Genomic DNA, 19,127 nt, shown 5'->3' on the forward strand with positions numbered 1-19,127 from the left:
CTGGCCGTCGTGGAGGCGACGGATCAGCGTGCAGGCTGCCAGGCGCCGGACTCGATGCCTTCGACCAGGCGGTTGACGGCTTCGCGCATGGCGAGGTCGAGCACCTTGCCGTTCAGCGTCGAATCGTAGCTGGCGGTGCCGCCGAAGCCGACGACTTCGCGGTTGTCCAGGCTGTATTCGCCGGCGCCCTGGGTCGAGAAGACGACCTCCGAACTGGCGACATCGACGACGTTCAGGTTGACCTTGGCGTAGGCGACCTGCGACTTGCCGCGGCCGAGGATGCCGAACAACTGGCGGTCGCCGGTTTCCTTGCGGCCGAATTCGGCGACGTCGCCGGTGATGACGTAGCTGGCGCCCTTGAGCTTCTGCGCCGCGCCGGATAGTTCGGCTTCCTGCCTGATCTCCGGCATGTTGTCGCGGTCGAGCACGTTGAAGCGGCCGGTCTGCTGCAGGTGGGTGATCAGGATGGTCTTGGCCTGGCTGCCGAGCCGGTCGACGTTGTCGCTGAAGATGCCGCGCATGAAGCTCGAGCGGTTGTCGAACTTGCCCACCGCGATCAGGCTGCGCTGGCCGGTGTAGGGCGTGGCGGCCGATGCGACCTTCGGGACTTCAAGCGTGCGGTGCTGCTCGGTGGCGCAGCCGGCGAGGAGGGCGGCGCCGATGCTCAGGGCGCAGACGGCGGCGAACTTGCGGGAAACGGGAAGGGCGCGCATGGAGGAGGGCTTCCGGTCATGTCGAATGGGATGGGGCGGCATTATGCCGTAGTGATGTGGAGCAAGCGAGGAACTTGTTCACACGCCACGACGGCATGATGCCGCCCGAGCTTCGACTGTGGAAGGCGCGTCCGGCCGGCGCAGGCTTCCGCCTGCGCCGCTGCTTGTCAGCTGCGGCGGCGGGTTGCGCCTGCGGCGGCCATCAGCGCGGCACTCATCAGCAGCAGCATGCCGGGTTCGGGCACTTGCGACGGCGGCACCACGGTGCCCGACTGTTCTTCCCAGATGCCGACCGTGTGGTTGTCCGATTCGTAGCCTGCGTTGTTGGGTTGCGCGAAGACGATCCTGTTGAAGCTCGTGCCGTCTTCGGCGAAGAAGTTCAGGAAGACGTAGGGTTCAGCAGGATTCTGGCCTTGGTTGGGTGTGGTCGGGTTGCCGAAGTATGCAGGGTCGTTCCCCACCAGTGCGAGCACGTTTGTGGGCGTGAAGGCGAGCACCAGATCGTTGCCGTCGTAGAAGGACACTTGGTTGCCGGCGTCGAGCGCGGACAGCCAGTAACCGAAATAGGTCAGGCTGGTGTCGAACAAGATGGAGTAGGAGCTTGTTACGCCCAGGCCCGCGACCGCATATTGATCGTTGCCGCTGGCGCCGCCGTATTGGTTGGCAGCAACGACGTTGAGGTTGCTGTAGGTACCCTTGATGTCGAGGCCGCCATTGCCGAAGTCCGATTCGTAGCTCGCATGAACACCCAGGGTCAGGTTGTCGAAGGTTTCGACGCCGACGATGTCCTGGCCTGAGGCGTCGGGGCGGGGCTTGAAGCTGGCGGTCGTGTTGGTCACGCCCGGCGCTTCGTAGGTGACGGTGAATCCTGCCGTTGCCGCGGCAGAAACACTGAACAGGGATGCGGCCAGCAGGGTGGGCGCGAGAGCACGGATCGTTTTCATGGCATACCTCTTTGTGCACTTTTCGGATTGCACACCCTCTTGCGGGCATGCTTGTGCAGTGTTTAGCGATATCCGTGCCAAAAAAGCAATTAATTGAATTAAATGAAGTAAACGATAAATTTGTCAGAATTAATGGACGGTTTGTAAAGAAATGCGACTTGGTTTGTTTCCGTGCGCGGGGCCCGGCTCCAGCCAGGCGCGCGCTCGTTGATTATCGCCCGTGTCTTGCCGCGGTACAGCCGTCAGGCCCGGCGCCGGCGTATGCGGCTGGCTGCGGCGCCCAGCACAGCTCCCATCAACAGCAGCAGCGAGCCGGGCTCGGGCACCTGTGAGCTCGGGAGCACGGTGCCGGACTGCTCCTTCCAGATGCCGACCGTATGGTTGTCGGATTCGTATCCTGCTCCCCGGTTGGCCTGTCTGAAGACGATCTCGTCGAAGCTGAAGCCGTCGTCGGCGAAGAAGTTCAGGAAGACGTAGGGTTCGCCGCGGTTCTGGCCACGGAAGCTCTCGTTCGGGTTGCCGTGGTAGTCCGGTTTGCCGGATACCAGACCGAACACGTCATTGGCGCTGAAGGAGAACACCTCAATACCGCCGCTATGGAAGGACAATTGGTTGCCGCCGTCGAGCGCGGACAGCCAGAAGCCGAAATACGTCAGGTCCTGGTTGAAGGAGATCGAATAGCTGGAGGTGGCGTTGATGCCGGAGACCGCATAGTTGCCACGGCCGCTGGCGCCGCCATACTGGTCGGCGGCCTGGACATTCACGCCGCGGTAGGTGCCGATGATGCCGAGATCATCATTGCCGAAGTTCGAGACGTGGATTCCATGGACACCGGTCGACAGCGAATCGAAACGCTCGACGCCGACGATCTCCTCGCCCCTTGCGCTGGCGTCCGGCTTGAACGAAGCGGTGGTGCCGGTCACGCCCGCCTCTTCATAGGTGACCACGAAGGCTGCCGCAGCAGTGGTCGAGAGGGTGGCCAGCGCGGCGGTCAGCAGGGCGGGTGCGAGGATGCGGGTCTTGATCATCGAGCGGGTTCCTTGGCAATCATGGGCTGAACATTCATCCGGGTAGCTGATGTCCCGTGTGATGTTCGCGTTGAAGTCAGAATTGAGAAATAGGCTGTTGATGGCAATTCTGGCCGTTTCGCCCCGCGGACATGAGGAAGAACCGCACGGCCCGTACATGGCCGGGCGCGGGAATTCGCGCCGAATCGTGTTCTGTGCGCAACTTGTCACGCACGATGCGCTCGAAGCCTGAGCGCGCGGCCGGAGACGCGGCTTGACGCGTGACGGAACTGGTACCGCCGCGGTGGCCGGGCGGCTTGCCGTCATCAGGAGGAACAATGAAGAAATCGGTGTCGGCGCAGGGCGCATCCACGCGGGAGGCAGCATGGATACGCTGACGCACGCACTTTCCGGGGCACTCGCGGGGCGCCTGCTGGCACCGCGCGGCAAGCCGGCATCGGCCGCGCCGCTGCCCAGGCCCTGGCTGGCGGTGGTCGCCGGCGGCGTCGCAGCGACTTTCCCCGACTTCGACTTCGTCCTCGGCTGGGTGTCGGAGCTGACCTACCTGCGCGGCCATCGCGGTGTCACCCATTCGCTACTGCTGTTGCCGCTGTGGGGGCTGCTGATCGCCTGGTTGCTCTCGCGCTTCTGGCAGCGTGGCGGCCGTCGCGGACCGGACTGGCGCAGCCTGTATGTCGTCGTCTGTGCGGCGATCCTGATCCACATCCTGGGCGATCTCATCACCCAGTTCGGCACCATGATCCTCGCGCCGTTTTCCGAGCGCCGCTTCGGCTGGGGGACGAGCTTCATCATCGATCTGCCGCTGACCGGGATCATCCTCGCCGGCCTGCTCGGCAGCGCGCTGTGGCGGCACAGCCGGGCGCCGTCGGCGCTGGCACTGGTGGCACTGGCAGGCTGGGTCGGCGTCCAGGCCATCGGGCGCGGCGAGGCGATCGACGCCGCCCGTGCCTACGCCGAGCGGCTGGGCATCGAGCCGGTGCTGGTCGATGCCGCACCGCGCCCGGCATCGCCCTTCAACTGGACCGCGATCGTCTTCGACGGCGAGCGCTACCACTACGCCCACATCAACACCCGCCGCAGCGAACCGCTGGTCGCCGGCGCGAACGACAATTTCATCCGCCGCTTTTCCGCGCCCTACCTGCCGGTGGCGCAGGCGCAGTGGGAAGTGCGCGAGCGCTTCGGCGACAACGGCGTGCGTCAGCTCGCGGAAAAGGTCTGGAGCGCCGAGGACTTCGCCTTCTTCCGCTGGTTTGCGATGTTCCCGGTGCTCGACCATGCCGGGAACGGGCCGTCCGGCCAGTTCTGCGCCAACTTCGTCGATCTGCGTTTCATCACCCCGGGCCGCGATGAGACGCCTTTCCGCTACGGGCTGTGCGGCCGCGAAGGCGGCTGGCGTCTGTTCGAACGCGAACCCGGCGGCCTGCGCTGGGTGATGGACTGAAGAGCCTCAGGCGCGAAGCTGGGAACGCAGCTTGTCGAGCAGCCTGGCGCCGATGCCCTTGACTTCGATCAGTTCGTCGACCGACTTCCACGGCCGACCGGCGACGATGCCCTTGGCGATGGCGGCGGTGACGCCTTTCAGGCTGGCGAGCGTTGCGGCATCGGCGTCGTTGATCGAGATCTGCGCGCTTGCCGGAGCCTGTTTGGCGGCTTTCGCTGCGCGGGCCGGGGTTCGGCGGGAGGTCTTCGAGGCTTCGGCAGGTGCAGCAGCCGGTTCCGCAGGTGCGACGGGCGTCTCGGTGTCGCTTTCGGTCGAGGCAGCGGCTTCGGGTGCGGCGTCGGTGCTCGCTTCAGCCGTGGCGGCCGCGATCTCGACAGCGGTTTTCTCCGTGGTGGCAGGGGCTGGCAGCGGGCCATCGACCGGCAGCGAGAAAGTCCGGTAGTCGCGCGTCACATAGCCATTGCTTGTCCATTCGCGCAGCATCAGGGTCAGGTGCCAACGCCCGGCGGGCAGTGAGCAGGCGGGCAATTCGGTATCCACTGCGTCCGTCGCATACTGGCCGGCGATGCAGCCCAGTCCGGTGCTGCCGACCAGAATGCCGGTGAACGCGCCGCCACGATAGAGCTCGGGCAGCGCCCACAGTTCGAGGACCAGCGAACCCGACAAGCTGCCGGCCGCACGCGGGTTGCTGATGCCGTCGGCGTGGATGGCGGTATGGCCCTCGGCCAGTGTATAGCCGACCGAGCCGTCGATGCGCGGCAGGCAGAAGCGTTCGCTGCGCGGATAGCCGGTGCTGTCGCAGCGTTGCAGACCGCTGCCGTCGTCACACGCCAGTGCCAGGTTCAGCGCATGTTCGCTAGTGCCGGCAGGCAGCATCGCAGCCACCGTGATTTCCACCGATGTGTTGCCGGACGCATCGGCCCACAGCGCGCCGCAGCCGGCATTGGCGATCAGCGTTTCACCCGCCCATAGCTGCAGCGCCCAGTTTCGCTCGGCGGCAGCCATCGGATCGAGGATGCGGATGTCGGCCCGCAGGCTGACCTGGTCGCCGTCGAAGGCGTAGCCGTGACTGTGGCCGAGTTGGGCGGCGGGTGTCGCCGGGGCGAATTGCGCGTCGGTGAAGGACATGTGCTCAGTCTGGTCGTTTGGTCTGGGGGCGCATTCTGCGGCAGTGCGGTGGGGATGGAAAGCGGAAATTAATCAATATTTTCAATGCTCTAAGATGGGGCGGCATAACCATAATGGTGCATGGCCTGCGTGCAGGCATTGGCAGGGTGATGCTTTTGGAATGTTTTCGGCGGATCGTATGCGATTGCGTCGGGTCAGAGGAAACGGCCGGCGACCGTGAGTCAGGCCTCGGCCGAGTTTGCGTCGGCCCGCTCTTCCTGTGTCCTGAGGCAGCCGATCGCCATGTGCGCGCCCGCGAGCAGCATTCCGCCACTCAAAGTGAAGAGGGACAGGGAGTCGATGAAGATGGCGGCGATGAAGGCAAGCAGACCGACTGCGACGATGGCGGAGCCGAACTTTATCTGCGAGATGCCGAAGATGGGCGAGCCATCGTCCGGTTTGTCGCCGGCGAGTCGTCCGAAAAGGTAGTAGAAGCCATATCCGGCAGCGCCCGACAGCAAGGAAAACAGGATGGAGGGCTCGATCAGGAAGGCCGCTGCGCCGAGCAGGACGAAGCTGCAGCAGAGGATGAGCAGGACCTTTTTGCTTTTCTTCATCATCCTTCTCCTGCGTGCCGAGACGTTTCTGCTCGGGCCGTTCAGGTCGGCCTGGGTTTGCGCGTGTCGCCCGTCGAGGCCACCGGTCTCGCCTTCACCATCAGCGAGTAGGTGGATAGCTCGAAGCCGTGCTGGCGACAGAATTCTTCGATGGCGCGGCTGAGCGCTTCGTCGGCGAGCCAGTAGTCGCGGCCGCTGTTTTCGCACAGGATGTGCTGGCGGAAGTCCTTTTCCGCCAGCGAATAGTGGGACTTCCCGGCGTCGATGGCATGAAGCGTCAGGACGCCCGCTTCGACGAAGCGCTTCAGCACGGTGTAGATCGACGACAACGACAGGGTGACGCCGTTTTCGGTGAGGCGGGCCTGGATGTCGTAGGGCTGCAGCGGTTCGTCGGCCTGGGCCAGCACCGTCCATACCGCCAGGCGGGGTACGGTGACGGACACGCCGGCCTTGCGCACGGCGCTGATGGCGGCGCTGGTCGAATCGTTGCCATGAACCAGGGAAGGCATTCGGGTTTCCGGACTCAGCATCATCAGGTTTGCGCCCATTGTCGTATCAGGTTGTGATAGGTGCCGGTGAGGCGATTGACCTCGTCGGCGTTCTCCGGCCGGGTGGCCAGCCGCTGGATGCTGTTGTCGAGGTCGTACAGGATGGCGCGCCTTGCGTCGTCCTGGACCATGCTCTGCGTCCAGAAGAAGGAAGCCAGGCGCTGGCCGCGCACGACCGGGCTGACGCGGTGCAGGCTGGTGCCGGGGTAGACCACGGCATGTCCGGCGGGCAGTTTGACTTTCTCGACGCCATAGGTGTCGTTGATGATCAGTTCGCCGCCCTCGTATTCCCCGGGGTCGTTCAGGAACACGGTGGTGGAGATGTCGGTGCGGATGCGCTCGCCGGACGCCGGGGCGACGCGGATCGCGTTGTCGATGTGAAAACCGTATTCGCCGCCGCCCCGGTAGCGGTTGAACATCGGCGGCAGGATCTTCAGCGGCAGCGCGAAGGAGATGAAACAGGAATTGGTCGACAGGGCGCGGAGAATCATGTGGCCGAGCTCGACGGCCGTTTGGTCCTGTACCTGCAGTTGTTCGTTGCTCTTCTGCTTCACCGCGACGTAGCCCGCCGTCTCGCGGCCGTCGTGCCAACTGGCCTGGTCGAGCCGGCTGCGCATGTCAGCGACTTCCTGCGGGTTCAGCACGTCGGGAATCACGAGCATCATGGTTCTGGATGTTTCCGTTGAATGCGGCCGTCGGGTAGGCCGGGGACACGGTGACCGTGTCCCCGGAATGGTCAATGACCGTCAGTCGAAGCGATAAGTTGCATTGAGCATGTACGAGCGGCCCGGTGCGACCATCGCGAACAGGCCGACGTGTGAGGCTTCGTGCATTTCCTCGTCGGAGATGTTGTTGATGTTGAACTGCAGGTTGAAGCGCTTGTTGACTTCGTACCTGGCCATCGCGTCGTAGCGGGTGTAGCTCGGCAGTTCGAGCGTGTTCGCGTCGTTGGCGTAGCGCATGCCCATGTAGGTGGCGCCGCCGCCGACGGTCAGGCCGGGCAGCACTTCATAGGTCGTCCACAGGCTGGCGCTCTGCTTGGCGATGAACTTGATGCGGTTGCCGTCGAACACGCTGTTGCCGCTGCGGTAGTTCAGGATGTCCGGGTCGAGGTAAGTGTAGCCCGCCCACACGTTCCATTTCGGCGTGATGGCGCCAGCGACGCCGAGCTCGAGGCCACGCACGCGGTTGCTGCCGTTGAGCGTGACTTCGCCGGTCAGCGCGTCGGTGGAGCGAGCGTCGGTCTTCTTGGTCTCGAACACCGCAGCGGTCAGCGACAGCATGCCGTTCATCATGTCCCACTTGGTGCCGAGTTCCCAACTGCGGCTCTTCTCCGGCTTCAGGTCGCGGATCTGCGCACCACCGGCGACGCCGTCCGCGCCACCGCCCTGGCCGAGGTTTTCGCCGGCAGGGTTGGACGAGGTGCCGTAGGACAGGTAGATGCTGCCGTTCGGCGCGGGCTTGTACACGATGCCGGCCTGGTAGTTCCAGAAGCCGTCGGAGCGGCTGGTCGTATAGTTGTCGACCTCGAAGTGCTCGCGGCGCAGGCCGGCGTTGATCGAGAACTGCTCGTTGATCTCCATGGTGTCGAAGAAGTACAGCGAGCGCGTCTTGATCTCGCCGGCGCCGGTGCGCTTGCCGTAGACCAGGTTGTAGTCGTAGTGGCGGTTGGCAGTCGGGTTGTGCAGCGAGTCGACTTCATTGGCCGGGGCGCCGCTCATCGAGCGGTTGTAGATCTTCTCCTTGCTGAATTCCAGGCCGGTGCTGAAGCTGTGCTTGAAGCCGCCGGCGACGAAGCTGCCGTACAGGTCGGTCTGGTTGATCAGCGAGTCGCTGCCGCGCCACCAGGTGCGGTTGCCGCGGGTGAATTGGGCGTCGGGGCTGCGCGGGTCGCAGGCGGGCGTGCCGACGGCAGGGTTGGGCCTGGCGTTGGCTCCGCTGCCGAGCGTTAGCGCGCAGTTGTCGAACGACGGACGCGACAGCAGGTAATGATTGACGGTTTCGGTGTAGCGCGTGATGTTGCGCAACTTCAGCTCATCGGAGAAGTCGTGCTCGATCGTCGCGGTCGTCGTCTCCATGTCGTTTTCGCGGAAGTCGGTCTTGAGCCGGCCGTAGAAGTTGTCGCGATCGACCTTGGGCGGCCGCTTCAGTTCGGGATGTGCGGCATTGCTGAACGGAATGCCCTGGTCGGGCATGTCGTGGTTCTCGACCTTCGAGTAGGCCAGCGTCAGCCGTGTCGGCGTGCCGAGGCCGAAGGCGATGGAGGGCGCGATGCCCCAGCGGTCGATGTCGACACCGTCGCGGCCGGGAATTTCGCCGCCCATCTTCATCACGTTCAGGCGTGCGGCAATGGTTTCGGCGAGGACGAAGTTACCGTCCACCGTGGTACGCCACTGGCTGGCGTTGCCGAAGCCGGCCGAGACTTCGGCAAAGTTCTGCAGCTTCGGCTTCTTGGTCTGCAGGTTGATGCTGCCACCGGTGCCGCCGCGGCCGGTGTAGGCTGAGCTGGGGCCCTTGATGATCTCGACGGATTCGAGGTTGAAGGTTTCGTGTGAGCCGCGGGCATAGTCGCGCATGCCGTCGATGAACATGTCGGTGCTCGCCTCGTAGCCCCGCACGAAGGGGCGGTCGCCGTTCGGCGTGCCACCTTCGCCCGCCCCCAGCGTGATGCCCGGGGTGGTGCGCAGCACGTCCGCCAGAGAGGTGGCGCCGCGGTCCTTGATCAGCTCCTCGGTGATGATCGTGATCGTCTTCGGTGTTTCCAGCAGTGGCGCGGTGAACTTGGGGCTGCTGGCGGCCGCCGGAGCTTGGTAATTGTTCTCCTGCTGGCCTTCGACCAGAACGGGAGCGAGCGTTGCATCCTGGGCATGGGCTGTCGGCGCGATGGCGACCGCGCCGCTGATCATTGCACCCATCAGCACGGAGCTGGTTCGAACGCCAGTCCGGGCGGGTTCGAAGGCCGACTGGAAACTTTCCAGCGGCAGCAGCGTGACGGCCGGCGCCGTCTGCTTTCCATCATTGTTCATGTACACGGCTTCCTTTGCGGATTCTGGGAAAAAGGGGCGGCACCAGCCCGTCCGGCGGCGGCCGGGCGCTCAGGGTGGTGCGGGGCGGCTTGACCTGTTGGGATGGAGCCCAGCGCAAGAATAGGAAGCGGCGCGTCGAATTTCCGTTGAAAGCAAACGCGGAAGGGAAGAATAATGAGAACGGAACTCATTAGATTTTAATGCGATCGTTATTCGACGTTTTTTTCACATGCGAGCTGATAGCCTGCCAGGAAGCGCTTGTTTGCCGATATACGTGCCGTGCGACCCATGTGGCCGCGGCGAGGTCTGGATGCCACCCCGCAAGAAGCAGCAGATTCCTTACACCGTCCTGATCGTCGAGGACGAGCTTGCCATTGCGGAGAACCTGCTGCTTGCACTGGAAGGCGAGGGCTTCATCGCCGACGTGGCGCGGGACGCCACCGCTGCCCTCGAACGACTGGGGCACGAGCCATACGATTTGGTGCTGCTCGACATCGGCCTGCCCGGCATGGATGGCTATGGCCTGCTCAGGCAGATGCGGGAAGGCCTGCAGCTATCGACGCCGGTGTTGATGCTGACCGCCCGCGCCACGCTGGAGGACAAATCGCTGGGCTTTTCCAGTGGCGCCGACGACTACCTGGTCAAGCCCTTCGCGCTGGAAGAGGTGCTGATGCGCTGCAGGGCGCTGATCCGCCGCTCCAGGCAGCTTTCCGACACCGCCTTCGTGCTCGACTACGGGCCCTTGCGCTACGTGGTGGCGGACCAGCTCGTCACCGTCGCCGGGCGGGAGATCAAGCTGTCGCGCAAGAACCTGATGATCCTCGAACTGCTGATGCGCTATGGTGGGCGGGTGGTGCCGCGCCGCCGGCTGGAGGAATACCTGTGGCAGGGTGAACCGCCCTCGGCCGAGGCCTTGCGCAGCCAGATGCACTTGCTGCGCAAGGCGTTGTCCGCGCATGGCTTCGATGGCATCGAAACGGTACACAGCATCGGCTGGCGGCTGGCCCCGGACACCACGCTGACATGAGGAAATCGCTCAAGCGCCGCATCACGCTGGTGCTCACCGGCCTCGTCAGCCTGGCGGTGTGCGTGACGGCAGTGCTGACCTATGGCGTCTATCTTCACGTCGAGAAGAAGATGGTCCGCGATCTGATCGACACTGAAGCGAAGCGGCTGGTGCCGCGGGTGTCGCGCTTCGGCGACGAATGGACTTCGGCGCTGGAGCGCGACATGGCGCCGTCGATGTACGTCTGGGGTGAATCCCCTACGGTACGGGCAGCGAGCCTGCCGGACGAGCTGCGCCGCCTGCCCGTCGGTTTGCACGAGCTGCCCAGGGAAGACAGCACCTGGCATGTGGCGGTCGTCGAAGCGAGGGACGGATTGCTGTACGTGGTCTACGACACCGTGGTGCTGGAAAAGCAGTTGCACGATTTCACCCGCGCCTTGCTGGCCATCGTCGTCGGCTGTTCGCTCGTCGCCGTGCTGCTCAGCAGCGGCGTGGCGCGGCGGCTCGTGATGCCGCTGAACGCGCTCACCGAGCGGCTGACACGCTGGGTGCCGAGTTCGGTCGCGGTGGATAGCCCGCATGCCAACGAAGCCGACCGCCTGATGGAAGTGTTCAATCGCGTGCAGGACCAGGTGGATGCCGCCATCGCCGACCAGCGCGAGTTCTCCGCCAACCTGCACCACGAGATCCGCACCGCGCTGACGGTGATCCGCAGCGATGCCGAACTGATGCTCCGGTACGGCAGGATGGAGCTGGAGCAGCGGCAGCCCCGGCTGGAACGCATCGTCAAGTCGGTGCATGAAATCAGCCAGTCGCTGGAAAGCACTTTCAGCCTCGCCCATGCCCGTTTCGAGGACAAGGGGCGTGTCGACGTCCGTGCCTGCGTCGAGGACATCTTCGAGAGCCAGAACATGGAGGCGCACAAGGCCGGGCTGGAGTTCGTGAATGCGGTGCAGCCCGGGCACGAGCAAACGATCAGCCGCCATGCCCTGATGACGGTGATGCGCAACATCGTGCGCAACGCGGTGCTGCATGCGGCGCCGGCCAGGCTGACGGTGTCGAGCATCGAGCACGGCCTGCAGTTCACCGATTCCGGCCCCGGCATCGCGCCGGCCGAACTGCCGCACGTCTTCGATCGCTATTTCAGCAACCGCCGCGCCGACCAGCGCCAGCACGAACAGCGCGAGCCGGGTGCCGCCGCGGGCATGGACCAGGCGGGCATCGGGCTGGCCATCGCCAAGCGCGTCTGCATCATGCAGTCATGGACGCTGGACGTGGTGTCGCCGGCGAGCGAGGGCAAGGGCACCTGCTTCACGTTGACGTTCGGACAGGACGCATAGCCCCGGTTCAAGTTTTTTCGTTCCCTGCCGCTAATGGCATGAAGGCCGCATCAGCCAGCCAGACAACGACAAGCAGGGCGAAATCATGTTCAAGAACCTTTCCATCGGCCTCAAGCTCAGCCTGATGCTGGTCGCATCCATCAGCGTCCTGCTGCTGGCCGGCACCGTGGGGCTGTCGAATTACCTGGGTAGCAAGCTGGAAGAGCGATCGGTCCGGACGCTGGAGGATACGAACGCCACCGTCATCACGATGATCGACGTTTTCAACCGCAGCCTGATGCTGAGCACGGTGCGGATGGCCAAGCTGTTCGCCAGCGAATACCCGGAAGGCTTCGAGTATCGGGATGGCAGGCTCTATCACGGCGAAATCCCGGTCGTCGAGCACGATACGCGGACTCCCGACCGGTTCACCACGGTCTCGGAAGCGTTCGGAACGGTGCTGACGCGAGTGGGCAACGACTTCGTGCGTACCGTGACCTCGCTCAAGGACGGCCAGGGACAGCGCGTCGCCGGCACCCTGCTGGGGACGGCGCATCCGGCCACCCTCGCGCTGCTGCGCGGCGAAGCCCTTACCCACAAGATCACGATGTCCGGCCGCGAACTGATGATGCACTACGTTCCGCTCAAGGATGCGTCCGGTGCAGTCATCGGCGCCTTGTCCGCCGGGATCGACTACACCCCCGGGCTCGCGGCCCTGGGGCGTTCCATCCTCAGCGTCCGGGTCGGCAGCAGCGGTTACCCCTTTGCGATCAGCGCCGGCGGCGACAATCGCGGTACGGTGATGATTCACCCGGAGATCCAGGGGCAGTCCGTGCTTTCCACCACCGACGCCGAAGGGCGGCCCTTCATTGCCGAAATGCTCGAGCGCAAGAATGGATTCCTGACCTATACGTGGAAGAATCCCGGCGAGGACAAGGCCCGCGAAAAGGTGGCGGAGTTCAACTACTACGAGCCGTGGGACTGGCTGGTCATTTCCGGCAGCTATCTGGACGAGTTCAACAGCGAAAGCCGGCAGGTGGGGCAGGGCATGATCCTGCTGTTCCTGGTGCTGGTGCCGATCGTGACGCTGATCATCGTCGTCGCGACCCGGCGCTGGGTGAGCAAGCCGCTGAACGAGGCGGTGGCACTTGCCACGCGCGTTGCCGATGCCGATCTGAGCGTGCAGGTCCGCGCCAGCTCGCAGGACGAGGTCGGGAAGCTGATGGCGGCGCTCGGGCGCATGGTCGGCGGGCTGGGCAAGACCATCGCCGAAGTGCGCGATGCCGCCACCACGGTGAGCGACGACGCCAACGTGCTCAGGCGCCAGGCCGACGAAGTGGCCGTCAACTCCGACAAGCAGAGCGACGCGACGGCCGGCATGGCGGCGGCGGTCGAGCAGATGAGCACCAGCATCGACCTGATCGCGGCCAATACCGACGAGGCGCGCGAGACCAGCGCCGAAGCCGCGCAGATTTCGGCCGACAGTTCGCGCATCATCCGGCTCGCCACCGAGGCGATGCAGGACATCGCCGGCACCGTCGGCCAGGCGTCGGAAAAGCTCAGCCAGCTGGGACAGTCGTCGAAGGAGATTTCCAGCATCGTCAACACGATCCATGAAATCGCCGAACAGACCAATCTGCTGGCGCTCAACGCCGCCATCGAGGCCGCGCGGGCGGGCGAGCAGGGCCGGGGTTTCGCCGTCGTGGCCGACGAAGTGCGCAAGCTGGCCGAACGCACCTCGAGTTCGACCAAGGAGATTTCGCGCATGGTCGATCACATCCAGCACGACACCGACGATGCGGTGGCGAGCATGAACAAGGGTGTCGAGCAGGTCGACAGCGGCGTCAGGCTGGCGACCGAGGCCGACCAGGCGATCCGGCGCCTCTACGATGGTGCGATGAAGACGTCGGAGGCCGTCGTGAGCATCAGCAATGCCGCCAAGGAACAGAGCGCCGCGGCCGCGAGTGTCGCCCAGGGCGTCGAGCAGATCGCCCAGATGGCGGAGCGCAACAATGCCGATGCCCGCCAGTCGGCCGAGGCCAGCAAGGCGCTGGAGGAAATCGCCAGCCGCCTCCGGCGAAGCGTGGAGCACTTCCGCGTCTGAGCGCGTCGCGCCGTGACGGCGCCGGTTCGTGCCGGCGCTTCATCCGCCCACCCCGGCCGATGCAGGGGTGGGCGTTCGTTCATGAGCGTGGCTTGAGTGCGTCTTCGCCGGGCTGGTTGAGCAGGTCGCCGATGGCGATCTGGATGCGCTGCGTGACCTTGTCGCGATCGAGCCCGGGGTTGCGGATGGTGCGCTGGAGCAGGCCCTCGAAGAGACAGGCCAGCACTTCCACCATGCCGTCGATGGCGGCCGCGCTGTCCTGATGGCCGGCGCGGCTGCGGATGTCGCGGATGAGGGCGGCGAGTTCTCGCCTGCAGGTGGCGTCGGCTTCGCTGACGATCTGCGCCACGCGTGGATTGCGCGCAGCTTCGGCGACGATCTCGAGCTTCAGGCCGGCGGCGTCGGGGTCCAGTTGCTTGGCGACGCCTTCGGCGGCACGTTCGATCAGCGCGGCGCGGACGTTGCATGCCGCACGGAACTGCGCCGTCATCTCCAGCAGGCTTTCGAGGTCCTGGGCGACGATCGCCGCGATGATGGCTTCCTTGTTCTCGAAGTAATGGTAGATATGGCCGGGGCTCATGCCCGCAATGGCGGATATCTTGGCGATGCTGGCGCCGTGGAAGCCATGTTCACGGAAGCACTGCGCGGCGGCGCACAGAATCTGCTGGCGGCGGGCGGTGGCGCGCGGGGCGTCGGCGTGGGGCGTCGTCGTATCCGTGTCTTGCATGCGTGTGGTATGGAGTCGGGTCCTGGTTGTCTGCGCAGGGTGGAAGTTCTTGCGATGCAGCAAAGGCTAACATAGAATGAGCGTTCAATCTAGAACAACCCTTCTAAAAGGGCGGGAACATCGCGCGACGGAAGACCTCCCATGATGATCCTGTTCCTCGAACCCACGAGGCTCCAATGAAGAGAATCAATAGCGCCGTCATCAAGCCCGCTGTCGTGCTTGCGCTGAGTACCCTGTTCCTCACCGCCTGCGGCGGCGGTGCAGAACAAGGGGGCGCTTCGGCACAGGGCGCGCCGCAGGCGCCTGCCGTCACCGTGCTGACGGTCAAGACCGAAGCGGTGCCGATGGTCACTGAACTGCCCGGCCGCACCAGCCCCTATCTGATTGCGGAGCTTCGTCCGCAGGTTTCCGGCATCGTCACCCAGCGTGCCTTCAACGAAGGCAGCGAAGTCAAGGCCGGCCAGGTGCTGTACCGCATCGATCCCGCGCCTTACCAGGCCGCCTTCGACAGTGCGAAGGCGACGCTCGCACGCGCCCAGGCCAATGCCGAAGCGGCGCGCCTGACGGCCGAGCGCCATGCCGGCCTGGTCAAGATCGAGGCGGTCAGCAAGCAGGCCAACGACGACGCGCAGGCCGCGCTGCAGCAGGCCAGGGCCGAAGTCGCGGCGGCGAAGGCGGCGCAGGACAAGGCGCGCATCGACCTCGACTACACCCAGCTCAAGTCGCCGATCGCCGGCCGCATCGGCCGCTCGGCGGTCACGCCCGGCGCGCTGGTCACCGCCAACCAGGCGCAGACCCTGGCCACCGTGCAGCAGCTCGACCCGATCTACGTCGATCTGAGCCAATCCAGCGCCGACATGCTGCGCATGCGCCGCGAAATCGAGGCCGGCCGCCTGCAGACCAATGCCAAGGGCGACGTACCGGTGAAGCTGATCCTGGAGGACGGCACCGAATACGGCGCCGAAGGCCGGCTGGCGTTGTCGGAAGTAACGGTCGACGCGGGCACCGGCAGCGTCACGCTGCGCGCCCGCTTCCCGAACGCGGACGGCGTGCTGCTGCCCGGCATGTACGTGCGTGCGCGCCTGCCGCAAGGCACGCGCAACGAAGCCATCCTGGTGCCGCATGCGGCGGTGTCGCACGACCCGCTCGGCAACGCGGTGGTGATGGTGGTCGGCGCCGAGGACAAGGTCGAGTCGCGCACCGTGCAGGCATCGCAGTCGCTCGGTTCGAACTGGGTGGTGACCGGCGGGCTGGCCAGCGGCGAGCGCGTCATCGTCGAAGGGCTGCAACTGGTGCGCCCCGGCGCCCAGGTGCAGGCGCAGGAGGCGGGCAGTGCGCCCGCACAGGCGCCTGCCGCAGCCGAAGCGAAGTGAGGTAGCGTTCCATGGCACGCTTCTTCATCGACCGGCCCATCTTTGCGTGGGTCATCGCAATCGTCATCATGCTGGCCGGCGCGCTGTCGATCCTCGAACTGCCGGTGTCCCAGTATCCGTCCATCGCACCGCCGGCGATCGTCGTCAACGCCCGCTACCCGGGCGCATCGGCCAAGGCGGTCGAGGATTCGGTCACCCAGGTCATCGAACAGAAGATGACCGGGCTGGACGGCCTGCTGTACATGAACTCGAACTCGGATTCGTACGGCCAGGCCTCGGTCACGCTGACCTTCTCCGCCGATACCGACCCCGACATCGCCCAGGTGCAGGTGCAGAACAAGATGCAGACCGCACTGCCCCTGCTGCCGCAACCGGTGCAGCAGCAGGGCGTCACGGTCGCCAAGTCGGCGCGCAACTTCCTGATGGTGATCGGCTTCGTGTCCGAGGACGGCAGCCAGTCCGGCACCGACTTGTCGGACTTCCTCGTCGCCTCGGTGCAGGATCCGCTGTCGCGGGTCGATGGCGTCGGCGAAGTGACGGTGTTCGGTTCGCAGTACTCGATGCGGGTCTGGCTCGATCCTGCCCGCCTGACCAACTACAAGCTCACCTCGGCCGACGTGCGCGCAGCCATCGTCGCGCAGAACGCCGAAGTGTCGGCCGGCCAGCTCGGCGGTACGCCGGCGGTGCCGGGTCAGGGCTTCACCGCGACCATCACCGCGCAGAGCCGGCTGCAGACCGTCGAGCAGTTCGAGAACATCCTGCTGCGCAGCAGCACGCAGGGCGGTGAAGTGCGCCTGAAGGACGTCGCGCGGGTCGAGATCGGCGCCGAGAACTACGGCACCGTGGCCCGCTTCAACGGCCAGCCCGCCGCCGGTGTCGGCATCCGCCTGGCCTCGGGCGCCAACGCGCTCGAGACCGCCACCGCGGTGCGCGAGCGGCTCGACGAGATGAAGCGCTATTTCCCGGCGGGGGTGGAATACGTCGTGCCTTACGACACCACGCCCTTCGTGAAGATTTCCATCCAGGAAGTGGTCAAGACGCTGGTCGAGGCGGTCGTGCTGGTGTTCCTGGTGATGTACCTGTTCCTGCAGAACCTGCGCGCGACGCTGATTCCGACCATTGCCGTGCCGGTGGTGCTGCTCGGCACCTTCGGCGTGATGGCGGCGTTCGGCTTCTCGATCAACACGCTGACGATGTTCGGCATCGTGCTGGCGATCGGCCTGCTGGTGGATGACGCCATCGTCGTGGTCGAGAACGTCGAGCGGGTGATGTCCGAGGAGGGCCTGCCGCCCAAGGAGGCCACCAAGCGTTCGATGGATCAGATCACCGGCGCGCTGGTCGGCATCGGCCTGGTGCTGTCGGCGGTGTTCGTGCCGATGGCCTTCTTCGGCGGCTCGACCGGGGTGATCTACCGCCAGTTCTCGATCACCATCGTCTCGGCGATGGCGCTGTCGGTGCTGGTGGCCATCGTGTTCACGCCGGCGCTGTGCGCGACCATGCTGAAGCCGGTCGAAAAGGGCCACGAGCACGGCGAAGGCGGCCTGTTCGGGCGCTTCTTCCACTGGTTCAACGACAAGTTCCAGCGCGGCACTCAGCGCTACGAAGGCGCGGTGGGCGGCATGCTCAAGCGCAGCGTGCGCTTCATGGCGATCTACGTCGCCATCGTCGTCGTGCTGGGCCTGCTGTTCGTGCGCATGCCGACCTCCTTCCTGCCGGAAGAGGACCAGGGCATCATGTTCAACCAGATCATGCTGCCGGCCGGCGCGACCCAGGAGCGCACGCTGGAAGTGCTGGAAAAGGTCGAGCAGCATTACCTGCAGAACGAAAAGGACTCGGTGCGGGCGATCTTCACCGTGGCCGGTTTCTCGTTCGGCGGCAGCGGCCAGAACATGGGTATCGGCTTCGTCAACATGCGGCCGTGGGACGAGCGCCGCGGTGACGGGCTCGACGTGCAGTCGGTCGCCAACCGGGCGATGGGCGCGTTCTCGCAGATCCGCGAAGCGATGGTGTTCGCCTTCGTGCCGCCGGCGGTGATCGAGCTCGGCACTTCGGGCGGCTTCACGGTGCAGATGCAGGACCGCTCCGGCCTCGGCCACGAGGCGCTGCTCGCCGCGCGCAACCAGTTCCTCGGCATGGCGGCGCAGGACAAGCGCCTCGTCGGCGTGCGCCCCAACGGCCAGGAGGACATGGCCGAACTGCGGCTGGACATCGACCACGCCAAGGCGGGAGCGCTGGGCGTCAGCGTCGCCGACATCAACGAAACCCTCGCCACCGCGTGGGGCGGCAGCTACATCAACGACTTCCTCGACCGCGGCCGCATCAAGAAGGTCTACCTGCAGGGCGATGCGCATGCGCGCATGACGCCGGAAGACCTCGACAAGTGGTACGTGCGCAACAATGCCGGCGAGATGGTGCCGTTCTCGGCCTTCGCCCGCTCGTACTGGGCCTATGGCTCGCCGCGCCTGGAACGCTTCAACGGCCAGCCGTCGCGCGAGATCCTCGGCCAGGCCGCGCCGGGGCTGTCGTCCGGCGAGGCGATGCAGGCCGTCGAGGAGATCATGGCCAAGCTGCCGCCGGGCATCGGCTATGACTGGTCGGGCACTTCCTACGAGGAGCGCCGCAGCGGCTCGCAGGCGCCGGCGCTGTACGCCTTGTCGCTGCTGATCGTGTTCCTGTGCCTTGCGGCACTGTACGAAAGCTGGTCGGTGCCGTTCGCGGTGATGCTGGTGGTGCCGCTGGGCGTGCTCGGCGCGCTGCTGGCGGCGACCGGGCGCGGGATGTCGAACGACATCTACTTCCAGGTGGGCCTGCTCGCCACCATCGGCCTGTCGTCGAAGAATGCGATCCTGATCGTGGAATTCGCCAAGGCGTTGATGGAGAAAGAAGGCAAGAGCCTGGTCGAGGCCACGCTCGAAGCGGTGCGCATGCGTCTGCGCCCGATCATCATGACCTCGCTCGCCTTCGGCTTCGGCGTGCTGCCGCTGGCGATCTCGACCGGCGCCGGCGCCGGCAGCCAGAACGCGATCGGTACCGGCGTGCTCGGCGGCACCATTGCCGGTACGCTGCTCGGCATCTTCTTCGTGCCGCTGTTCTACGTCGTGATCAAGCGCATCTTCCCCGACAAGCCGCGCGAGGACGCCGCGGTCGTGCAGGAGGCACGCTGACATGGAGAAT

At 65.4% G+C, this 19,127-nt stretch carries 16 protein-coding genes; 6 read left to right on the forward strand and 10 right to left on the reverse strand.

Annotation, left to right across the window (positions count from 1 at the left end; all coding sequences use genetic code 11):
* Window positions 1–23 precede the first annotated feature (23 nt).
* From NX068_RS05755 to NX068_RS05770, 4 genes are all read right to left on the reverse strand, one after another.
* Window positions 24–713, reverse strand: coding sequence for a CsgG/HfaB family protein (locus tag NX068_RS05755; protein ID WP_263460331.1), 690 nt, complete (start codon window positions 711–713; stop codon window positions 24–26).
* 167 nt (window positions 714–880) lie between these two features.
* Complete coding sequence (locus tag NX068_RS05760; protein WP_263460332.1) at window positions 881–1,657, reverse strand: Npun_F0296 family exosortase-dependent surface protein; 777 nt, start codon at window positions 1,655–1,657, stop codon at window positions 881–883.
* A gap of 242 nt (window positions 1,658–1,899) precedes the next feature.
* Entirely contained in the window at window positions 1,900–2,685 is a 786-nt protein-coding gene (locus NX068_RS05765) for an Npun_F0296 family exosortase-dependent surface protein (protein WP_263460333.1), read from the reverse strand.
* Between the two features lie 76 nt (window positions 2,686–2,761).
* A complete protein-coding gene (locus NX068_RS05770; RefSeq protein WP_263460334.1) occupies window positions 2,762–3,067 on the reverse strand; it encodes a hypothetical protein in 306 nt (101 codons plus the stop codon).
* Here NX068_RS05770 and NX068_RS05775 point away from each other — a divergent pair.
* Window positions 3,050–4,126, forward strand: coding sequence for a metal-dependent hydrolase (locus NX068_RS05775; protein WP_263460335.1), 1,077 nt, complete (start codon window positions 3,050–3,052; stop codon window positions 4,124–4,126). The two genes, NX068_RS05770 and NX068_RS05775, sit on opposite strands and share 18 nt — an antisense overlap.
* 6 nt (window positions 4,127–4,132) lie before the next feature.
* Here NX068_RS05775 and NX068_RS05780 read toward each other — a convergent pair whose 3' ends face one another.
* From NX068_RS05780 to NX068_RS05800, 5 genes are all read right to left on the reverse strand, one after another.
* Window positions 4,133–5,254: a ComEA family DNA-binding protein gene (locus tag NX068_RS05780; protein WP_263460336.1), complete on the reverse strand. Its 1,122-nt coding sequence runs from the start codon at window positions 5,252–5,254 to the stop codon at window positions 4,133–4,135.
* A gap of 221 nt (window positions 5,255–5,475) precedes the next feature.
* Entirely contained in the window at window positions 5,476–5,853 is a 378-nt protein-coding gene (locus NX068_RS05785; RefSeq protein WP_263460337.1) for a hypothetical protein, read from the reverse strand.
* Between the two features lie 38 nt (window positions 5,854–5,891).
* Complete coding sequence (locus NX068_RS05790; protein WP_263460338.1) at window positions 5,892–6,359, reverse strand: Fur family transcriptional regulator; 468 nt, start codon at window positions 6,357–6,359, stop codon at window positions 5,892–5,894.
* 23 nt (window positions 6,360–6,382) lie between these two features.
* Entirely contained in the window at window positions 6,383–7,063 is a 681-nt protein-coding gene (locus tag NX068_RS05795; protein WP_263460339.1) for a Fe2+-dependent dioxygenase, read from the reverse strand.
* A gap of 81 nt (window positions 7,064–7,144) precedes the next feature.
* A complete protein-coding gene (locus tag NX068_RS05800; RefSeq protein ID WP_263460340.1) occupies window positions 7,145–9,424 on the reverse strand; it encodes a TonB-dependent receptor in 2,280 nt (759 codons plus the stop codon).
* A gap of 310 nt (window positions 9,425–9,734) precedes the next feature.
* On the opposite strand from NX068_RS05800, the gene NX068_RS05805 reads away from it, so the two are divergent.
* The 3 genes from NX068_RS05805 (at window position 9,735) to NX068_RS05815 (ending at window position 13,853) form a co-directional block, all read left to right on the forward strand.
* Window positions 9,735–10,451, forward strand: a complete 717-nt coding sequence (locus NX068_RS05805) for a response regulator transcription factor (RefSeq protein WP_263460341.1) — start codon at window positions 9,735–9,737, stop codon at window positions 10,449–10,451.
* A complete protein-coding gene (locus tag NX068_RS05810) occupies window positions 10,448–11,770 on the forward strand; it encodes a sensor histidine kinase (protein WP_263460342.1) in 1,323 nt (440 codons plus the stop codon). Before NX068_RS05805 ends, NX068_RS05810 begins: the two co-directional genes overlap by 4 nt.
* Window positions 11,771–11,855: 85 nt before the next feature.
* Window positions 11,856–13,853 (forward strand): methyl-accepting chemotaxis protein, encoded by a 1,998-nt coding sequence (locus NX068_RS05815; protein ID WP_263460343.1) that lies wholly within the window; start codon window positions 11,856–11,858, stop codon window positions 13,851–13,853.
* Window positions 13,854–13,932: 79 nt separating this feature from the next.
* On the opposite strand, the gene NX068_RS05820 is transcribed toward NX068_RS05815, so the two are convergent.
* Entirely contained in the window at window positions 13,933–14,580 is a 648-nt protein-coding gene (locus tag NX068_RS05820) for a TetR/AcrR family transcriptional regulator (protein WP_263460344.1), read from the reverse strand.
* A 176-nt stretch (window positions 14,581–14,756) separates the two neighbouring features.
* On the opposite strand from NX068_RS05820, the gene NX068_RS05825 reads away from it, so the two are divergent.
* Together NX068_RS05825 and NX068_RS05830 are read left to right on the forward strand one after the other, a co-directional pair.
* Complete coding sequence (locus NX068_RS05825) at window positions 14,757–15,953, forward strand: efflux RND transporter periplasmic adaptor subunit (protein WP_263460345.1); 1,197 nt, start codon at window positions 14,757–14,759, stop codon at window positions 15,951–15,953.
* A gap of 11 nt (window positions 15,954–15,964) precedes the next feature.
* Window positions 15,965–19,117, forward strand: a complete 3,153-nt coding sequence (locus tag NX068_RS05830) for an efflux RND transporter permease subunit (RefSeq protein WP_263460346.1) — start codon at window positions 15,965–15,967, stop codon at window positions 19,115–19,117.
* Window positions 19,118–19,127: the final 10 nt, after the last annotated feature.

It is taken from the genome of Thauera carbonicopians (assembly GCF_025699485.1).
GTDB lineage: Bacteria > Pseudomonadota > Gammaproteobacteria > Burkholderiales > Rhodocyclaceae > Thauera.

Excerpts from the sequence above, each read along its gene's own strand:
- NX068_RS05755 (WP_263460331.1), bottom strand. The coding sequence starts at position 713 with ATGCGCGCCCTTCCCGTTTCCCGCAAGTTCGCCGCCGTCTGCGCCCTG.
- NX068_RS05775 (WP_263460335.1), top strand. The coding sequence starts at position 3,050 with ATGGATACGCTGACGCACGCACTTTCCGGGGCACTCGCGGGGCGCCTG.
- NX068_RS05765 (WP_263460333.1), bottom strand. The coding sequence starts at position 2,685 with ATGATCAAGACCCGCATCCTCGCACCCGCCCTGCTGACCGCCGCGCTG.
- NX068_RS05810 (WP_263460342.1), top strand. The coding sequence starts at position 10,448 with ATGAGGAAATCGCTCAAGCGCCGCATCACGCTGGTGCTCACCGGCCTC.
- NX068_RS05815 (WP_263460343.1), top strand. The coding sequence starts at position 11,856 with ATGTTCAAGAACCTTTCCATCGGCCTCAAGCTCAGCCTGATGCTGGTC.
- NX068_RS05790 (WP_263460338.1), bottom strand. The coding sequence starts at position 6,359 with ATGCCTTCCCTGGTTCATGGCAACGATTCGACCAGCGCCGCCATCAGC.
- NX068_RS05785 (WP_263460337.1), bottom strand. The coding sequence starts at position 5,853 with ATGATGAAGAAAAGCAAAAAGGTCCTGCTCATCCTCTGCTGCAGCTTC.
- NX068_RS05825 (WP_263460345.1), top strand. The coding sequence starts at position 14,757 with ATGAAGAGAATCAATAGCGCCGTCATCAAGCCCGCTGTCGTGCTTGCG.
- NX068_RS05760 (WP_263460332.1), bottom strand. The coding sequence starts at position 1,657 with ATGAAAACGATCCGTGCTCTCGCGCCCACCCTGCTGGCCGCATCCCTG.
- NX068_RS05800 (WP_263460340.1), bottom strand. The coding sequence starts at position 9,424 with ATGAACAATGATGGAAAGCAGACGGCGCCGGCCGTCACGCTGCTGCCG.
- NX068_RS05805 (WP_263460341.1), top strand. The coding sequence starts at position 9,735 with ATGCCACCCCGCAAGAAGCAGCAGATTCCTTACACCGTCCTGATCGTC.
- NX068_RS05820 (WP_263460344.1), bottom strand. The coding sequence starts at position 14,580 with ATGCAAGACACGGATACGACGACGCCCCACGCCGACGCCCCGCGCGCC.
- NX068_RS05780 (WP_263460336.1), bottom strand. The coding sequence starts at position 5,254 with ATGTCCTTCACCGACGCGCAATTCGCCCCGGCGACACCCGCCGCCCAA.
- NX068_RS05795 (WP_263460339.1), bottom strand. The coding sequence starts at position 7,063 with ATGATGCTCGTGATTCCCGACGTGCTGAACCCGCAGGAAGTCGCTGAC.
- NX068_RS05830 (WP_263460346.1), top strand. The coding sequence starts at position 15,965 with ATGGCACGCTTCTTCATCGACCGGCCCATCTTTGCGTGGGTCATCGCA.